Raw genomic sequence first — 15,669 nt, 5'->3', positions numbered from 1 at the left:
CGTGTTACTTGGTTTCGTTGAGGACGGTCTTCAACGGCTTTTGCAGCAGATTGAACTGGGCGCTCATGGCGCTTTTGGTGACGGATTGCTTTTGCAGCAGATCCATGAAGGTGGCCGGATCAGGCATCTCGCCGTCGACCTGCTGGCGGTTGAAGTCGTTGATCTTCTGGCTGATCTCATCGAACTTCTTGTCCATGTGGCGTAGATTCTGCAGTACCGGATTGCTCGACATGACGCTCATCTCCTCATGTGGATGACAGGGGGCTTACGGCGGATAGGTGGCAGCGGCCTGGACTTCAGTTCGGATTTTTTGCGAGCTCGCTATCTGCCGGGTCGATGTGTTCTGCCACCACTGCTCATGAAGGATCTTGGGCTCCGAGGTGGGTGCGGGCAGCGGCCAGACCATCGCGCAAAGCCTGCACCGCCAGCGCAAAGTCGCTGCGCCACTCCCCGCTGGCCGCCTCCAGGCGGCAACTGCCCGGGGCCAGCGCGGAATCGGTCTGGATCTCCCAGGGCGAAGCCGGCAGCAGCTGCTGGTCGTCCGGGTGGACCCACAGTACCGCCTCGTGCAGCTTGGCTGGCGCCTCCTGACTTACCCTGCGCAGCATGGCGGCGATGCGGTCACGCGGGGCAAGCTCCAGCAGCAGGCACTCCATCACGTCCTGCGCCAGATCCACGACGACCTCTTCGATGCGCTCCAGCATGTCGTGCTGCGCTCGTTGCAATCCCTCCAGCAACGCAGTCCCGCGTTGCGCGACTTCCTCCTGCTGTCGCTTTACGGCATGCCTGGCGTCTTCTGCGGCCTGTTCGCGTATCAGCTCAGCCTCGTCGCGGGCCTGCGCCAGCATCTGCTCTGCCAGTTGCGCCGCATCGCTGGTCACGGTCAGCCCGGTGAGGCGCAGCACACCGTGGTGCGCACGCAGTTGATCCGGCACGGTCACACGCTGCACGGCAAAGTCGCTCATGGGTCGTCACTTTCATAAAACGCGGGCGATCTCATTCTTGCTGCGCACGCGTGCAACAGGACTGCCAACACCGCAGTGCACGCCGGGCGGCAGCGGCTGATTCGGCCACCGGTGATTGGGCCGCAGCGGGCAAGGCGCTGTCGATGCGGCTGCGTTCGGATGGATCCAGCAAGCCGCGCAGGCGCGCCCACATACCGGGGAAATGTTGTTGCAGCCGCCACGCCAGTTCGGCCAGTCCGACCAGGACGGCGTCTGCCTGAGCACCGTCGGGGCTGCTGATCCGGGGGACGCAGCGCGTCAGCGGCTGGGCCAGCGAGATGCGCTGACACCAGGTCTGTTGGTCGCGGGTCAGCGTACCGAGAACCGACTGTTGGTGCTCCCGCGCGGCGAACAGGCCGCCGAACAGTCCGGCACGACGGCGCAACTCCAGCCCCTGCTGGCTGGCCGCACTCTGCCAGCCGGGATTGAACAGGCGCGGCAGGTCCGGGGCCAGCGCGGCGCGTTCACACCAGGCACGATAACTGTCGCGCCTGGCCACGAGAGTGGCGCTCATCCCCGGCAAGACGGCCAGATCAAGGTATTGCCAGGGGGCGAACCACCAGTCGAGAAAAGCCTGACTCAATATCGGTGGTGCAGGCTCGGGAACCAGATCGGTCACGATTTGCCCTGCCCTGCCTTGCCCGCTATCGCCGTTGCGGCTGCGGGGGCTGGCGAAGTCGGCGCAGCCGTGGCCTTGGTCGTGGTCGGTTCGGTTGGATCTGCGGACTTGGCCTTGCGCATGGCGAGCCGGGCGATCATCAACATGAGTTTGGGATTGCGCTGCACATGCAGGAATGCCAGCCAGCCGCCCCCCAGCAGGACCAGCAAAACCAGCCCCAGCAGGGTCAGGCCCAGCGCCCTCACTGAGGAGACGGCCACCACGAAGGGCCCCAGCGTGGTCCATTCGATGCCCGCCGTGGGCACCTCGCCGGGCATCATCACCACCGAGACCTTGGCACGTCCCTCCTCGCCGCTCAGGCCAGGAATACTGGAGGCCACCAGCTTGCGTATGCGCGGCATGACCATATCCTCGTCCAGCGGTGCACGATATTTGACGAATACCGCCGCTGACGACGGCTGAATCGGTTCGCCCGGTGCAATCCGCTCCGGCAGGACCACATGGACGCGCGCCGAGATAACATGGTCGAACTGCTGCAGCGTTGACTCCAGTTCCTCGGAGAGCCCGTGAATGTAGCGGATACGCTCCTCCATGGGGGTGGAAATCATCCCCTGCTTCTTGAACACCTCCCCCAGGTTGGACAGGTTGCGGCGCGGCAGGCCCGCCTCGTTCATGGTTTCGGTGGCGCGCGAGAGATCATCTTCCTTGACGATCAGCGTGACGCCCTCCTTGCTCTTCTGCTTCTCGACGCTGATGCCCTTGCGATTGAGCACCAGAACGATTTCGTTGGCATCGCCATCGGACAGACCGGCCTGTAGATTGACCGATCGTGAGCAGGCCGACAGCAGAAGCAGCAGCAACAGAATCGCCGCCAGGCGCGGCAGCTGTGCCAGCAGCCGGTTGCTGCAACGTGATCGCGGGCGCAGGGGCAGGAAATTGGCCAGTGGTCGCAGGCGCATGGTTTATTGGAGCTTGGTGAGCGAATCAACCGAGGTCACCGCCTTGGAGACGACCTTGGACACGGTCTGCACCCGTAGCTGGAAATCATTGAGTGCCATCATCGCTTTCATCAACTGCATCGAGTCGCCGGTACGGGTGGCCTGTTCCAGCAGCTTGGAGACGTACTGCTGGTCCTGCTTGATCTCCGCAGCCAGGTGCGTGGTGCGATCAACGATGGCCGAACCCAGCGAGGCGTTGTCGGTCTTGATATGCGCCGGATCGTTGTTCAGATGGCGCGCCAGGGCAGCACGGAAATCGCTGCTGTCGGCTGCATTGACGGGCTGCAAGTCCAGCGTCACGTTATTGTTCTTGCCCAGCGTTTCAAAGGAATAGCCGGCGCTGCCAGCCTCTGTCATCACACTCATGTTTTCGCCTCTCCAGGAAATGGCAGCTCTTGACTCCTTCCTGAGTGGTCGCTGGCGCACTGCTGGTTCCGCCCTGCCCGCGCTCAGAAGTCGGGGAGCAGGTCGCAAAATTGCCCGCCGCAGCCTAGCGGCGAGGAGGGATCGCAGAACCCGGACTGCAGGCAGCGACGTTGCCGCTGGCTCGGCGACAAGGGCGCACCGGGCGCGATCAGTGGCGGCGTTACTATGCGGGAAGATCGCAAGGACACCGAGACCTGGGTGTCCTTCAGCGCAAGATGATGGGCGCGATCACCGCTGCCGATGATGGTCTCTTCTCCCGCGTCGCGTTCGGTGCCGCCCGTGACCATGCCGGCGTTGTCATCGCATGGCCCGTCCGCTTCGCCCGGCAGCAGACCGCCAGCCTCCCCGGACCTTGCTTGGGGCGCAGGCGATACAGGTAATGCGGTCGCTTGCATATCACCGATGATCTCCAGCTGGACGGTGCAACTGAAACTCGTGATGTCTCCGATGTCGGTACGTGCCGCACCGGTCTCCGAACTGTCGGGGTTCTCCTTGCCGCTCACGCGCACCCGGGTGACGGTATGGCTCAGCGTCGCCTTGATGGTGCGTCGGGACAGGCTTTCTCGGGCGGTTCCCGGCGTTGTCGTCTGCTCGGCGCTGCTGAGATAGTCGGGCATTTTCATCATGGCGGCCCTTCCGATGAATCCGGTTTGATGCCGTGACTTTCCAGCTCGACGTGGCGGTCGGTGCGGGCACTGGCCACCAGCTCGTGCACCACGGCATAGACATGGGCGACGGCCTCGTAGGTTTCTCGCGGGATCACCGTATCCTCATCGCAGTGGGCGTACAGGTGACGGGCCAGCCAGACATGGCGAATCACCGGAATGCCGCATTCGCGTGCGCGCCGGATCATGGCCCGCGCCGTCTCGTTCTTGCCTTTGGCCAGTACCTGCGGAACCATCTGCTGGCCTGCATCGTAGTAAAGGGCCACCGCGAAGTGGGTCGGATTGACCACTACGGCGTTGGCATTGGCGGTCTTGGCCGCCGGTGCCTCATTGGCCCACTGACGCGCCAGCCGCTTGCGCTGCCCCTTAATGAGCGGATCGCCCTCGGACTCCTTGTGCTCACGTTTGATTTCCTCCTTGTCCATCATGAGTTCCTTCTTGTGGAAGTACTTCTGGATGGCAAAGTCGACCAGACCGAGACACAGACAGACCACGATGACGACGTGGAAGATGGACCGCAGGATGGTCAGAAAACCGTAGTAGCTGTCCTTGGGATCGCCGCTGGAGAGAGAAACGATGTTGGCCAGATTCCCGCGCACCAGCACGTAGACGATCCAGCCGATCAACAGCGCCTTGCCCACGGTGGTCATCAGCTCCACCAGCTTCTTCTTGGAGATGATCTGCTTGAGACCATTGACCGGGTTGAGCTTGTCGAACTTGGGCGTAAGCGCCTCGCTGGCCACCAGCATACCGAACTGCCCCCAGTGGGCGGCCACGCCGATGACGATGCAGACCACAAAGCAGGTGGCCACGACGATAGCCACGAAGATGCCGGCCGAACTGAGGATGGACATGGCCACCGGGATGAAATCCTGTCCCACTCCATGGATGCCGGCCTCCATCAGGTTGGAGATGGCACCGCGCCAGAGCGATTCGGTGGACAACGCCAGTTCGGCCACCACCACCAGCATGGCCAGCCGTGCCAGATCCCGACTGACGGCGATCTGGCCCTTCTTCCTGGCATCCTCGATCTTCTTGTGGGTAGGTTCTTCGTTCTTTTCGTCACTCATCGCTTCCCCGCATCGGTCAGGCTGGCCAGCAGGTCCAGCAGATGGGAAAAGTCGCCGGTCACGTGATGCGAAAAAGTGGCCCAGTACATCAGCAGGATCAGCAAGCCGACCAGACTCTTGATGGGGGCGGACGCGAACGAGACCTGCAGATTGGAGGCGAATACCCCGATGATGGCGAAGGCGAATTCGATGAGCATCAGGGGAATGATGACCGGCGCGCCATACACCACGACATACCACAGGAACTCGCCGAAGCGCTTGACCAGGACATCGAAATGCCCAGCCTCAAAAGGCGGCAGCAAGGTGTAGGCAGGCCACAGGGCATAGCTCTCCAGCAGGATGCGCGCCAGTGCCGAAAACAGTCCGGCCTGCACCATCACCAGCACCACCGCTTGCAGCAGCATGGCACCGATGGCACTGGCATCGCGGTCCACACTGGCGTTGTTGGCCTGGATCTGGATGGGTGAGCGCTGCATGTCGAAGATCGATCCGATGGACTGCGTGACCCACAGCGGAAGCGCCATCAAGACACCGAACAGCAGACCGATCATGGCTTCCTTGAAGGCCAGCATGGCCGAGAGCAGGAAATCGGGAACGCGGTCCTGCACGAACAGAAAGGTCGGTACCGCAGCCGGCAGCGCAATGGCCATGGCGGTGGCGTTCTTGACCATCCCGGTCAGCACGTTCAGGCCGAAGCCGGGCAGAATCACCAGGCACACCAGCACGCGCGGCGTGACGATGGCAACGGTCACCATCACCGCATGCAGGTCGATCAGGGTGGAAGATTGCATGGGCGCTGCAGTCTCAGCGGCCGATGTCGGGGACCATGGTCATGGCCAGGTCCGCCAGCCGCAGCAGTTCCACACCGATCCAGCGGCCCATGGTCGCCAGCGTGACGGCCACCGCCACCAGCTTGACCACATAGGGCAGCGTCTGGTCCTGGATCTGGGTCACCGCCTGGATCAGTGAGACCACCACGCCGCACAGCGTGGCGATGACCAGCGGCGGTGCCGACATCATCACTGCCATCCAAAGGCCTTGCTGGAAAAAATTGAGCGTATCAGCCATCTTCGCTTTCTTGTGAAATTGCGCCGAACCCGGAAGACCTGTCACACATAGGACAGCGCCAGCGCATTGAGCAACTTGCCCCAGCCGGCCACCAGTGTGAAGAGCAGCAGCTTGAGGGGAATGGTGATGGTCTGCGGGCTGACCTGCTGCATGCCCAGCGCCATCAATAGATTCGAAATCAGCAGATCGATGATCACGAAGGGGATATAGATCAGAAAGCCGATCTCATAGCCGGCCTGCAGTTCCGATACCACGAAGGCCGGGATCAGGATCAGCGCATCGCTGGGGCGCGCCTCCTTGGCCACGTCCTTGGGCCAGAGTTTTTTGGCCGATGCAAGAAACAGCTCGCGCTGTTCCGGTCGGCTGACCTTCATCATGAATTTGCGCAGCGGCTCGAATGATTCCTGCGCCCTCACCAGCAATGGTGTGGTCCGTGACGTGACCGGCGAGGACTCCATCTGTAACGCGTGCACCCCGATCTCCTGTACCGTCGGTGCCATGATAAACACGCTCAGCGCCAGCGAGATGCCATAGATGGCCAGTGTCGGCGGCACCTGCTGCACCCCGATGGCGTTGCGCAGGACCAGCAGCACCAGCGAAATTTTCAGGAACGAGGTGGTCGTCACCACCAGCAGCGGGATCAGCGCCAGCAGGGCCAGCAGGACAGAAAACGATACGACGTCGAACTGATTGTTCAGCATGCCCCACCCCAGTGGACGATACGAATGCCCAGCGCGCCATCCACATCCACCACTTCGCCTTGTCCCACCCGGCGGCCTCCACAGAAGATGCCGATGTCGCCCGGTTGGCCGGACTGCAAGGCAAGAATCGATTGCGGGGCCAGACTGCGCACCGCTCCCAGCGGCAAGGCGATGCGTCCCAGTTCAAAGGTCAGCGTCAGCGACAACGCTTCCAGCACGGCGGGCGCGTCGACTTCCGCGATGCCCTCACCTGCGGGGGAATCCGGCGCTGCGTCGTAATCGAGATCCTCTGCTGATTCCATATCCAAGCTTGACTCCGGTGAGATGAGTTGCAGTTGCGCGGGAGCGAGATAACGTACACGCCAGCTGCGCCCGGCCAGATTGAGCCTGCCCGTGCCATTGCTCTGGAAGGCAGGACGGGAGGGCAAGATGATGTCCCCCGGCGCCAGTGCGGCGTAGTCCGCATCACTTAGTCGGTGCCATCCGAGCAACACGGGTTGGTGCCACGGGATCGCAAAAAAATCGTCTTCTGGCGCGCGCAGTGCGGTGAGGTCACAGTCCTCCAGCAAGCGCAGCCAGGTTTGCGGCGCCGCGTGCAGACTGCCCAGCATCACATGAGCGTCTTGCTGCAGGCTCAATTCCAGGGTGCAAACCTTTGATGCATCGGCTATCTGTGCAGACCTGATCCGTGCGGTCCGGTACAACGGGCTGCCCTGCAATCTGGCGGCGACGGCAGCGGTCAACCACGGCGGACATTCCTGAGTTGATGGATCGGCCAGCGCCGCAGTGAGGTCGATGCCGGTGAGTACGCGCAACCAGCGTATGCCGTCGTCGAGCCACACGGAACCGGCCGGTCCCGACAGCAGGAGCGGGATGTCTGCTGTCTGCGACGCTGCATTGCCTGTGGCCAGACGCAGCGTCAGCTCGCCCTGCTGGTCCGGCAGCACCATGAGCAACCCGCGTCCGACCTTGCGCGTCAGCGCCGCCAGGCTGGCAGAGACCTTGGGTGCGCGGCGCAGAAGAGGATTCGTGGTCAATCGGGCAGACTCGCCGTTCTGCTCCGGAAGGTCGCCGGCAACGGTATAGGACATGAATGGGGCATCCTGCTGCATGGTTGATCGTAGGTGTCCGCATTAGGGCTGGCACCCGGTCTGTTGGCCATCCAGCTAGAGCACGGCCAGTCGCACGCTTCTGCCCATACGTTGCGCCAGCCCCTTTTCTAGTTCCATTCTTTTGCCAAGCAGGATCTCGCGCAGCCGATCGCTCCCGGCCGCCAGCAGGAACGAGGCCAGAGACTCCCTCAGGTCGGTCAGCACGGCCAGCGTCTCGCCACCGGGCAGGATGACCTCAAAGACGCCGCTCTGGGCCTGCACAGGCAGCAGATCGAGCAAGGCCTCGGTATCGAAATTTGACGTCGCGTCCGTGCTGCCCAGTCCCTCTTCCGGCTGGCTGTCGTCCTCCCCGGAATGCTCCTGCTGTCTGTCCTCTGGCAACACGATGCAGCCATCCATACGCGCTGTATCGCTGGCACTGGCCGGTGCGCGTTCGCCGCTGCCCGACATGGCCGAACGCTCCCGGGTCACCCGCCGGGGGCTCGCGGGCGTACGTGGACGCTGGTTGTTCTGCGTGCCTGGCTGAGCATGCGAGGGAGCCGCCGCCGGTGCCGGCCGTACCGGCGGCAAGTGTGCCGTGAATGGCGGCGCGCGATTGGCCGGTGAGCGCTGCACCGGCAGCGGCTCGCCGCAGAGGTGCTCCATGACCGAAGAAATGGTTTGAGGTGACATCCGTCATTGCTCCATCATCTGCGCCTGCGCACGCATTTCGTCGCGCAAGACGCTCAGTTTTTCCTGCTGCCGGTTGGCTTCGAGCACCTTGCGCCGTGCCTCGAAAAAGACGCTGCGTGCCTGGCGGCAGCGCTGTACCCATTCCTGGCAGCGCAGATACAGTTGGGCGCTTTCCGCCTGCATGCGCTTGTAAAGCGCCTTGGCGCGATTGAATTGGCCGGTGGTCAGTGTCATCTGCATGAACTCGCGGCGCGACTGCTGCCACTGCTCCTGAGTGCGGGCCAGCATGTCACGCCAGAGTTGCCGTGCCTGCCGCAACTGATTGCGCGAGGCCCGCCAGGCCTGGCGGGCCTCGTTGCGCTCGCGCTCCAGACGCCCGAGACGCTGCTTGCGCACATGGAGCAACTGATCCAGCCGCCGGTCCTCGCGCTTGCGTTCGAGTACATCGATGACCTCACGGCGGCCGCGACGTCCGATCCCGCCCGCGATCTGATGTGCGGTCGTCATGCCTGCAATTCCATGAGCTTGTCCAGCGTCGGCTGGAAGGGAGCACTGCTGCTGGTATCCTGGCGCAGGAAGGCCAGTTGCTCGTCCCGCAGCTTGACGGCGCGGTCGGCTACCGGGTCGGTACCGCTCTTGTACTCACCCAGGCGGATGAGCAGCTCCATCTCCTGATAGCGCGCCATCAGTTCCCGGAAATGCGATGCCGCCTTGCGGTGTTCGCGGGTGGTCACATTGCTCATCACCCGACTGATGCTGGCCAGCACATCGATGGCCGGGTAATGCCCCTGTTCGGCCAGTTTGCGGGTCAGCAGAATATGACCATCCAGCAACGACTTGGCTTCGTCGCCGATGGGATCGGATACCGATTCGCCATCCACCAGCACCGTATACATCGCCGTAATCGAACCCTGCGGCGTCCCCCCGGCGCGCTCGATCAGGCGCGGCAACATGGTGTAGACCGAGGGCGTGAAGCCGCCCCGGGCCGGTGGCTCGCCGGCGGCCAGGCCGATTTCGCGCTGGGCACGGGCAAATCGGGTCAGTGAGTCCACCAGCAGCAATACCTTCATGCCGCGATCGCGGAAAGCCTCGGCGATGGCGGTAGCGGTAAAGGCCGCGCGCGCCCGTTCCATCGAAGTACGGTCGGACGTCGCGCAGACCACCACGGTCTTGCGGATCAGTTCGGCATCCAGTTCATGTTCCAGGAATTCGTTGAGCTCACGGCCACGCTCGCCGATCAGTCCGAAGACGATGGCCTGGGCTTCACAGCCGCGCGCAATGGCCGCCATCAGCGTGGTCTTGCCACATCCGGGCCCCGCGAAGACGCCGATACGCTGTCCCGTCCCCATGGTCAGCAGACCGTCGATGGCCCGTACGCCCGTGGCCAGCGGCACCGAGATGCGTGGCCGGTCGGTGGCCTTGGGGGCGTCGCGCATGACCGGCGAGATGGCGCGCCAGGTCGCCACGTTCTCCGCCGCTGCCGGCGCGCGAAACATCCAGCGACCGAATCCGTCCAGCACGCAACCGAACAGGTGATCCCCTACCTCGATGCTGTGAGCGCGCCGCAAGGGTTCGATGATGGTGCTGCTGGAGACCCCTTCCAGCGGACTCAAGGCCGACAGGATCGCCGCCTTGTCGGTGAAACCCACCACTTCGGCCAGGATGGGCGGACCTTCCACATGCGGGTCGCGCAGATGGCAGAGTTCACCGATCTGGACCGGCGGCATGTGGGCTTCCACCAGGGTGCCCAGCACCTGCGATACCTTGCCGAAGCTGACGAACCCCGGTCGCAGAGGCAGACTCTGGCGCCATGCGCCGAGCTGCCGACGCATGTGTTGCAGTTTGCGTTCCAACGGATCGGCATCGTCGACGGCTGCGGTCGTGGCTGGCATCGGGCTTAGCGTCGGGCTTACCATCGGACGTTGATGTTGTGGCGGCCGGTGAAGCTGACCTGGTTGTTGTCGATGGCGGCCAGGACGACGCCGCGATATTCGTCGCCGATATAGAGACGCCGGCCATCCTCGGTGACGATGCTGGCATTGCTGCCGGAAATCACCTGCTGGATGCGGAACGGCAACATCGATTCGGCGCTGCCGATCTTGACCCTGACCGGGAAGTCAATGTCATGCGCACGCACGAAGCTGCTGAGCATGCGCTGGAAGCGTTCGCTCTCGTCTTCATCCAGGGCCGCCTGCAATACCCACTCGTGATCGTCCAGTTGCAGATTGAAACGCTTGAGCAGATCCACCTCCGCCAGCCGCTTGCGAAAGGCCGCACGCAACTGTTCAGGCGTCATCCTGGCAGCGGGCGGCTCCATGGCCGCGGTGGTACCAATCGGCGGCAGCAGCCGCTCATTGGCGCTCAAACTCTGCTCCGCGTCGACCGGGTAATGGCGGGTGATGGCATAGGCCGCTGCCGCCGACAGCAACGCGGCCAGCGACAAGGGCAGCAACAACAGGCGACGCCCGCGTTTGGTGTTGGTGGGTGCGGTGGGCAAGGTCTCTGCCGACGGCGTGGCCGTGGCCTCATCTGCGCTGATCACGGTGGCGTCCGTGACCGCGTGGTGCACCTCGTCGTCTTCCGCAGCGTGCGGGATCGGCGCATCTGGCACCTCGGCCACGCTGTCGACCGGCTCCGGGGGAGGATCACGCCAGGGTGTGCCTTCTTCGGTGACGGTCAGCCAGATCGGACCGAGGCGTGCGAAATCGTCGACCTCCAGCTTGAGGAAATCACGCTGGTGGTTGTCCTCGGCATTGCGCAGCTGGCCGTCCAGCGCTTCCAGTGTCCAGCCCTCGGGGCTCAGCGACACATTGGCGTGGCGTGTGGCAATGCCAGGGTCCGCCAGGACCACATCGGCCTCGTCGCTGGCACCGATGATGCAGACCTGGTCGCCAAGCGGGATAGTTGCACCGCGAAGATAACCATTCAGAATCCGCATTTCATGCATGACAATGCTCCATCAAATTCAAGAGTGAACCGGTGATGTGGTTGCCCCTGCAGGCTCAGAACTCGGCACTTTTGAGCAGTGCCAGCAAAAGGCTGCCTCCGCCGCTCCTGGCGGTCGATGGGTCGAGCGGATTCCAGCCGGGATTGTCACTGTTGAGCAAGGCCCCGATGACCATGGCTTCGGCCAGTTCGCGGCGCTGCTTGGCCAGCTTCTCGCGCTCGCGGCCGGCCGCTTGCAAGGAAATGGCGCTGTCAGATTTGCTGCGCAGCAGGGCCGGGGTACGTTTTTCCTTTTCGGCCAGCGCCTGATTGACCTCCTGCATGACTTCCCCGATGAACAGGCAGCATTTCTCCCTGAGCTGATCGATCTCCTGTGCCAGAAAGCTGTCCTTGCTCGCCCGGTCGATGATGTTCTGCGCCTGCTCCCGGGTCATCGGTGAGGCGGGCGGCTGGGCTGGTACTTCTTTTGCAGAAAAGCTCATGAATTACACTCCGTTGAATCAAGCGATAGGGATAGGCGAAAGGACGGTGTGCTGAAACGCCAGTGTCATCAGCTTTGTCCGCGGCGATCATGCCGCTCTGCCGCCGATGCGGCGGCCTCCGCGTCGCGTTGGCGCTGGCCTGCCAAGGCTTCCAGCACGTCCGTGAAGGCCGGCGGTGTTGCCGTTGCATGCGCACCATGCGGTGCGCCCGGCCCCCGCGCCTCCAGCAACGTCAAGATCCTGAGCAGGTCCTGTTCGACGCTGTATTGCTTGACTTGCAGTCGTTGCCTTGCGTGCGCAAAGATGCCGGCGTAGAAGGTGCGGGTATCGTGCGCCTCGCCATTGCGTGTCGAAAATGCACGCATGGTGTGTTCGAGATGCTTCAGGCTGAAGGCGGCATACGCCACCATGAACCGCCGCGATAGCGACACCGCCTGACGCGAGACCTTGGCCAGCAGGGACGGGGATCCGGTCTCTGCGGCATGATCGTGATGAATCTCGGGTGCTCCCGAGGAGTTGACATGAAAAGCCATGATTGTTGCTCCAACAGATGAATTGCGATGAGCGCCGTGATGGCGGCCCCTGACATCTTCACCGTCGTCGCCTTGCGGCTGCGGGCATCCAGTCTGACTGCACACTTGCAGCGGGGCGGGACGGAGAAGACCTACCCTTCTTTATGTCGGTCTGTGGCAACAAGTTCCACGGTGGTGCAGTGGCGAGCTGCCCTGCCCGGCTCAGATCTCGATCATTCCGACCGGTTTCACCTTGGCATGCTGGGTCAGCTCGGAAAAAGCGAAGACCGGCACCGGAAAGAATTCTTCCTCGATGAGCTTGCGCACCGAGCGCCGGATGTCGGCGGCGGTCACCAGTACCGGTGGCGTGATGGGGGTACTGACGTTGGAAGACAATTCGTTGAGGCGGTCCAGAAACATCTGTTCCAGTTCCGAATCGATGTCGAGGTAGCTGCCCTGGCTGGTCTGGCGCATCGCATTGCGCAGCTTGTCCTCCAGTTCCGGAGACAGCAGGATGACTTCGATGAGCCCCTCCCTGGCGACCTCAAAACAGAGCTGGCGCTTGAATGCCAGCCGCACATAGTCTGCGATGACATCCGGATCGCGTTCCTTGGGTGCCCAGTCCAGCGTGGTTTCCAGCAGCAGGCGGGCATTACGCAGGGCGACGCCTTCGCGCGTCAAGCGCTGTACCACTTCAGTGAGCCGCGGCAGCGTCACCGACTTGATGACCTCCTTGCCCAGTTCGGGGTAACGCCGCTCGGCCCAGCGCGTGAAGCGGATGACCTCGTTGACGCCGACGAACATCTGGCAGTTGCGCAGCATCTCCACCTCGATATCGGCAGAGAAGACGTGTTCCCAGCGCTGTACCGGCACGCCCGTCTGGGCCAGTTTTTCTTCATCGTCCAGACGCAGCCAGACGCGGCGGCGGCGTGATCCGGCGATATTGCGTTCGTGCGCCTCGAAGCCCAGTTCGGTCACCCGCTCCAGATTCTCGCGGGTCGCACCCCAGCCCAACATGATGGGTTCATCGATCAGGGGAACCTCGGCCATCAGGAATTGCACGCGACCTTCCGGCACAGCGGTATGGAACTCGAACTCGATGGGCTTGAGATCCGGGATGCCACGCCGCTCAAGCAATCCGTTGCGCATGATGCGTACCGCCGAGCGAATGATTTCGGCCTCCGGCGTGTTGCGCATGGCTTCGGGCATGCGCAACGTAAAGGGGGTGGTGGCCGAGAAATTGGTGAGGTCGACGATGCCGGCGTTGGCGCGCTCGATCTCCTCGGCCTCCAGCTTGCTCTGGGCATCGGCCAGCGGTTTGAGGACCCCGACCATGCCGGCCACGAACAGCGCCAGCGCCAGGATGACGAAGACCATGCTGGGCATGCCGGGGATGGCTGCAAACAACAGCATGATGGCCGCCGCCGTCAGCAGAGCCCGCGGCTCGGCAAACAACTCGCCGACCAGATCGCGGCCGATATTGGTGCTCTTGCCCGCTTCCTCATCCTTGCTGACCCGGGTGGTGATCACGCCAGCGCCCAGCGAGATCAGCAGGGCCGGGATCTGCGCGATGAGGGCATCGCCGATGGAGAGGATGGAATAGACCCGCATCGATTCTGCAGCATCCAGATTGCGCTGGATGATGCCGATGGAGATGCCGCCGATGAGGTTGATGGCCACGATGCAGATGCCGGCGATGGCATCCCCTTTGACGAACTTCATGGCGCCATCCATGGCCCCGTGCAGCTGGCTTTCCTGCCCCAGCTTGGCGCGCTTTTGCTTGGCTTCCTCGGCCGTCAGGATACCGGCGCGCAGATCGCTGTCGATGGACATCTGCTTGCCGGGCATGGCATCCAGCGAAAAGCGTGCCGATACTTCCGAGACCCGCTCCGAGCCTTTGGTGATGACGATGAACTGCACCACCGTCAGGATCAGGAAGATCACCAGACCCACCACCAGGTTGCCGCCGACGACAAAGTTGCCGAAGGTCTCGACGATATGGCCGGCGTCGCCTTCCAGCAGGATCAGACGCGTGGTCGAGACCGAGATGGCCAGCCGGAACAGCGTCGTCAGCAGCAGCACCGCCGGGAAGGTGGAAAAGGCCGTGGGCCCGGGCATGTACATGGCCACGATCACGATCAGGCCGGAGATGCACAGGCTCAAGGCGATGAGCATGTCCAGCAGCCATACCGGCATGGGCAGCACGAGCATGAACACGATGCCGATGACGAAGGCGGCGACGATCAGTTCGGCGCGCTGGGCAAGTTTGGCAGCAAACTTGTTGAGCGCCATCAGTATCCCGATTCCTTGCATGCCTTCCCCTAGCGATTGGTGGCGCAGAGCGCCTGGGACGCCTCGCCTGCATTGAGCCTGGCGAGGATCAGGTCGATCCAGGCTGCGTTTTCCGTATTGCGCATGGTCAGAAGACGCTGTCGGTCCACCGGCTCAAGCAATTCGGTCGCCGCATAGGACGCCATCAGGAACAGTTTCGGTTCGTCCGGCCACACTTGCAGGCAGCCCTGGGCCAGCTCAAAGGCCGCTTCGTACTGGTAGGCGCTGAAGTAGCCCCAGACCAGAGCGATGGCCATGAGCCGTTCCTCGGAGAGGGCATCATGCGGTCTCTTTCTTCTCATCATTTTCCTGGTCTTGCTGAATGGACGGTCCCTCGGCGTGGCTGCGTCGCATCTGCTGCAGGCGCAGACGCCAGTCGATGTTGTCGTTGATCCTGCGTACTGCGGTCAGGCAGGGGCCGCGTTGTTGTTCAGGCAGTTGCAACGAATGGGCGATCAGCACCTTCTGCAGCTGGCGCATGCACGGCACCGGGTTGAGGCTCCATGCCGGGCTGTCGAAGGAGCATTCGGGGCCAAGCAGGCGGTTGAGCACCACCATCCCCGGATCGACCGGCAGATCCAGGGGGGGCAGCGAATTCTCCTGCTCGACCGGCAACAACTCCGGCAGCGCCTTGCGGGTGACCGGCAGCTGGGGAAGGCTATGGATATCCCCAAGTTCATCTAACCCGGCCAGATAGCCCGGATCACTGGCACTGAGTTTCTGATGGATCAATTGAGCAACTCCTCTGCAATGGCCAGCGCCGCATCGTCCAGTGGCGGGACTTGCTCATGGACGCTGCTCAGTCGCTGCAGCACGTAAAGGCTGCCGTCGGTGAACATGGCGGGCAACCAGGCGCCATACCGCTCCAGATCTTCTGCGCGTCGGCTCAAGATCTGCCTGGCAGACGCAGCCCCCTCGCGCGTGCCGCCCATCCCGACAATGACGCCCTCGGCCAGCGGATAGACGAACAGCACCAGGCCATCCTCCCGACGCCGGGTGGCTACCACCTTCTGCAAGCTGGCGTCATGAATCATCGTGGTGAGAATCTCTTCCATCTCCCTGC

The 15,669-nt window shown here is 63.0% G+C and carries 21 protein-coding genes; all 21 read right to left on the bottom strand.

Features of this window, described 5'->3' with window-relative positions; all coding sequences use genetic code 11:
- Positions 1-4 precede the first annotated feature (4 nt).
- A complete protein-coding gene (locus tag J2X56_RS02770; protein ID WP_209568878.1) occupies positions 5-232 on the bottom strand; it encodes a hypothetical protein in 228 nt (75 codons plus the stop codon).
- A 124-nt stretch (positions 233-356) separates the two neighbouring features.
- Entirely contained in the window at positions 357-965 is a 609-nt protein-coding gene (locus J2X56_RS02765; RefSeq protein WP_209568880.1) for an HrpE/YscL family type III secretion apparatus protein, read from the bottom strand.
- 31 nt (positions 966-996) lie between these two features.
- Complete coding sequence (locus J2X56_RS02760) at positions 997-1,623, bottom strand: hypothetical protein (protein WP_310158078.1); 627 nt, start codon at positions 1,621-1,623, stop codon at positions 997-999.
- Positions 1,620-2,582 (bottom strand): type III secretion system inner membrane ring lipoprotein SctJ, encoded by a 963-nt coding sequence (gene sctJ, locus J2X56_RS02755; RefSeq protein ID WP_310158077.1) that lies wholly within the window; start codon positions 2,580-2,582, stop codon positions 1,620-1,622. The genes J2X56_RS02760 and sctJ overlap by 4 nt, the downstream gene beginning before the upstream one ends.
- A gap of 3 nt (positions 2,583-2,585) precedes the next feature.
- On the bottom strand, positions 2,586-2,987 hold the full coding sequence (locus J2X56_RS02750; protein ID WP_209568884.1) for an EscI/YscI/HrpB family type III secretion system inner rod protein: 402 nt from the start codon (positions 2,985-2,987) through the stop codon (positions 2,586-2,588).
- Positions 2,988-3,070: 83 nt separating this feature from the next.
- Positions 3,071-3,673, bottom strand: coding sequence for a hypothetical protein (locus J2X56_RS02745; protein ID WP_209568886.1), 603 nt, complete (start codon positions 3,671-3,673; stop codon positions 3,071-3,073).
- Positions 3,670-4,782, bottom strand: coding sequence for a type III secretion system export apparatus subunit SctU (gene sctU / locus J2X56_RS02740; protein ID WP_310158076.1), 1,113 nt, complete (start codon positions 4,780-4,782; stop codon positions 3,670-3,672). The genes J2X56_RS02745 and sctU overlap by 4 nt, the downstream gene beginning before the upstream one ends.
- Complete coding sequence (gene sctT / locus J2X56_RS02735) at positions 4,779-5,573, bottom strand: type III secretion system export apparatus subunit SctT (RefSeq protein WP_209568890.1); 795 nt, start codon at positions 5,571-5,573, stop codon at positions 4,779-4,781. The genes sctU and sctT overlap by 4 nt, the downstream gene beginning before the upstream one ends.
- Before the next feature lie 13 nt (positions 5,574-5,586).
- Positions 5,587-5,850, bottom strand: a complete 264-nt coding sequence (gene sctS, locus J2X56_RS02730) for a type III secretion system export apparatus subunit SctS (RefSeq protein ID WP_209568892.1) — start codon at positions 5,848-5,850, stop codon at positions 5,587-5,589.
- A 41-nt stretch (positions 5,851-5,891) separates the two neighbouring features.
- On the bottom strand, positions 5,892-6,551 hold the full coding sequence (gene sctR, locus J2X56_RS02725) for a type III secretion system export apparatus subunit SctR (protein ID WP_209568893.1): 660 nt from the start codon (positions 6,549-6,551) through the stop codon (positions 5,892-5,894).
- Entirely contained in the window at positions 6,545-7,642 is a 1,098-nt protein-coding gene (gene sctQ, locus J2X56_RS02720) for a type III secretion system cytoplasmic ring protein SctQ (protein WP_310158072.1), read from the bottom strand. Before sctQ ends, sctR begins: the two co-directional genes overlap by 7 nt.
- Positions 7,643-7,717: 75 nt before the next feature.
- Positions 7,718-8,335: a hypothetical protein gene (locus J2X56_RS02715; RefSeq protein ID WP_245201956.1), complete on the bottom strand. Its 618-nt coding sequence runs from the start codon at positions 8,333-8,335 to the stop codon at positions 7,718-7,720.
- A gap of 3 nt (positions 8,336-8,338) precedes the next feature.
- On the bottom strand, positions 8,339-8,842 hold the full coding sequence (locus J2X56_RS02710) for a hypothetical protein (RefSeq protein ID WP_310158070.1): 504 nt from the start codon (positions 8,840-8,842) through the stop codon (positions 8,339-8,341).
- A complete protein-coding gene (locus J2X56_RS02705; RefSeq protein WP_375166062.1) occupies positions 8,839-10,167 on the bottom strand; it encodes a FliI/YscN family ATPase in 1,329 nt (442 codons plus the stop codon). Before J2X56_RS02705 ends, J2X56_RS02710 begins: the two co-directional genes overlap by 4 nt.
- 77 nt (positions 10,168-10,244) lie before the next feature.
- The gene (locus J2X56_RS02700; RefSeq protein WP_209568901.1) at positions 10,245-11,282 is read right to left on the bottom strand and encodes an FHA domain-containing protein; all 1,038 of its coding nucleotides are present in this window, start codon (positions 11,280-11,282) and stop codon (positions 10,245-10,247) included.
- Between the two features lie 55 nt (positions 11,283-11,337).
- On the bottom strand, positions 11,338-11,763 hold the full coding sequence (locus J2X56_RS02695) for a hypothetical protein (protein ID WP_245201955.1): 426 nt from the start codon (positions 11,761-11,763) through the stop codon (positions 11,338-11,340).
- 68 nt (positions 11,764-11,831) lie between these two features.
- Positions 11,832-12,296, bottom strand: a complete 465-nt coding sequence (locus J2X56_RS02690; RefSeq protein WP_209568903.1) for a hypothetical protein — start codon at positions 12,294-12,296, stop codon at positions 11,832-11,834.
- A 201-nt stretch (positions 12,297-12,497) separates the two neighbouring features.
- Positions 12,498-14,588 carry a type III secretion system export apparatus subunit SctV gene (gene sctV, locus J2X56_RS02685; protein WP_310158064.1) on the bottom strand — a complete coding sequence of 697 codons (2,091 nt, stop codon included), beginning with the start codon at positions 14,586-14,588 and terminating at the stop codon, positions 12,498-12,500.
- 8 nt (positions 14,589-14,596) lie between these two features.
- On the bottom strand, positions 14,597-14,863 hold the full coding sequence (locus J2X56_RS02680; protein ID WP_245201953.1) for a hypothetical protein: 267 nt from the start codon (positions 14,861-14,863) through the stop codon (positions 14,597-14,599).
- Positions 14,864-14,885: 22 nt separating this feature from the next.
- Positions 14,886-15,338 carry a hypothetical protein gene (locus J2X56_RS02675; protein ID WP_310158062.1) on the bottom strand — a complete coding sequence of 151 codons (453 nt, stop codon included), beginning with the start codon at positions 15,336-15,338 and terminating at the stop codon, positions 14,886-14,888.
- Positions 15,335-15,661, bottom strand: a complete 327-nt coding sequence (locus J2X56_RS02670; protein ID WP_209568911.1) for a hypothetical protein — start codon at positions 15,659-15,661, stop codon at positions 15,335-15,337. The genes J2X56_RS02675 and J2X56_RS02670 overlap by 4 nt, the downstream gene beginning before the upstream one ends.
- Positions 15,662-15,669: the final 8 nt, after the last annotated feature.

It is taken from the genome of Herbaspirillum sp. 1173 (assembly GCF_031455335.1).
GTDB lineage: Bacteria > Pseudomonadota > Gammaproteobacteria > Burkholderiales > Burkholderiaceae_D > Herbaspirillum > Herbaspirillum huttiense.
This window is presented reverse-complemented; position numbering and strand designations above follow the sequence as displayed.

Excerpts from the sequence above, each read along its gene's own strand:
- sctR (WP_209568893.1), bottom strand. The coding sequence starts at position 6,551 with ATGCTGAACAATCAGTTCGACGTCGTATCGTTTTCTGTCCTGCTGGCC.
- J2X56_RS02705 (WP_375166062.1), bottom strand. The coding sequence starts at position 10,167 with ATGCGTCGGCAGCTCGGCGCATGGCGCCAGAGTCTGCCTCTGCGACCG.
- J2X56_RS02770 (WP_209568878.1), bottom strand. The coding sequence starts at position 232 with ATGTCGAGCAATCCGGTACTGCAGAATCTACGCCACATGGACAAGAAG.
- sctJ (WP_310158077.1), bottom strand. The coding sequence starts at position 2,582 with ATGCGCCTGCGACCACTGGCCAATTTCCTGCCCCTGCGCCCGCGATCA.
- sctQ (WP_310158072.1), bottom strand. The coding sequence starts at position 7,642 with ATGTCCTATACCGTTGCCGGCGACCTTCCGGAGCAGAACGGCGAGTCT.
- J2X56_RS02680 (WP_245201953.1), bottom strand. The coding sequence starts at position 14,863 with ATGGCCATCGCTCTGGTCTGGGGCTACTTCAGCGCCTACCAGTACGAA.
- sctV (WP_310158064.1), bottom strand. The coding sequence starts at position 14,588 with ATGCAAGGAATCGGGATACTGATGGCGCTCAACAAGTTTGCTGCCAAA.
- sctT (WP_209568890.1), bottom strand. The coding sequence starts at position 5,573 with ATGCAATCTTCCACCCTGATCGACCTGCATGCGGTGATGGTGACCGTT.
- J2X56_RS02765 (WP_209568880.1), bottom strand. The coding sequence starts at position 965 with ATGAGCGACTTTGCCGTGCAGCGTGTGACCGTGCCGGATCAACTGCGT.
- J2X56_RS02690 (WP_209568903.1), bottom strand. The coding sequence starts at position 12,296 with ATGGCTTTTCATGTCAACTCCTCGGGAGCACCCGAGATTCATCACGAT.
- J2X56_RS02715 (WP_245201956.1), bottom strand. The coding sequence starts at position 8,335 with ATGTCACCTCAAACCATTTCTTCGGTCATGGAGCACCTCTGCGGCGAG.
- J2X56_RS02670 (WP_209568911.1), bottom strand. The coding sequence starts at position 15,661 with ATGGAAGAGATTCTCACCACGATGATTCATGACGCCAGCTTGCAGAAG.
- J2X56_RS02710 (WP_310158070.1), bottom strand. The coding sequence starts at position 8,842 with ATGACGACCGCACATCAGATCGCGGGCGGGATCGGACGTCGCGGCCGC.
- J2X56_RS02750 (WP_209568884.1), bottom strand. The coding sequence starts at position 2,987 with ATGAGTGTGATGACAGAGGCTGGCAGCGCCGGCTATTCCTTTGAAACG.
- J2X56_RS02745 (WP_209568886.1), bottom strand. The coding sequence starts at position 3,673 with ATGATGAAAATGCCCGACTATCTCAGCAGCGCCGAGCAGACGACAACG.
- J2X56_RS02700 (WP_209568901.1), bottom strand. The coding sequence starts at position 11,282 with ATGCATGAAATGCGGATTCTGAATGGTTATCTTCGCGGTGCAACTATC.
- J2X56_RS02695 (WP_245201955.1), bottom strand. The coding sequence starts at position 11,763 with ATGAGCTTTTCTGCAAAAGAAGTACCAGCCCAGCCGCCCGCCTCACCG.
- sctS (WP_209568892.1), bottom strand. The coding sequence starts at position 5,850 with ATGGCTGATACGCTCAATTTTTTCCAGCAAGGCCTTTGGATGGCAGTG.
- sctU (WP_310158076.1), bottom strand. The coding sequence starts at position 4,782 with ATGAGTGACGAAAAGAACGAAGAACCTACCCACAAGAAGATCGAGGAT.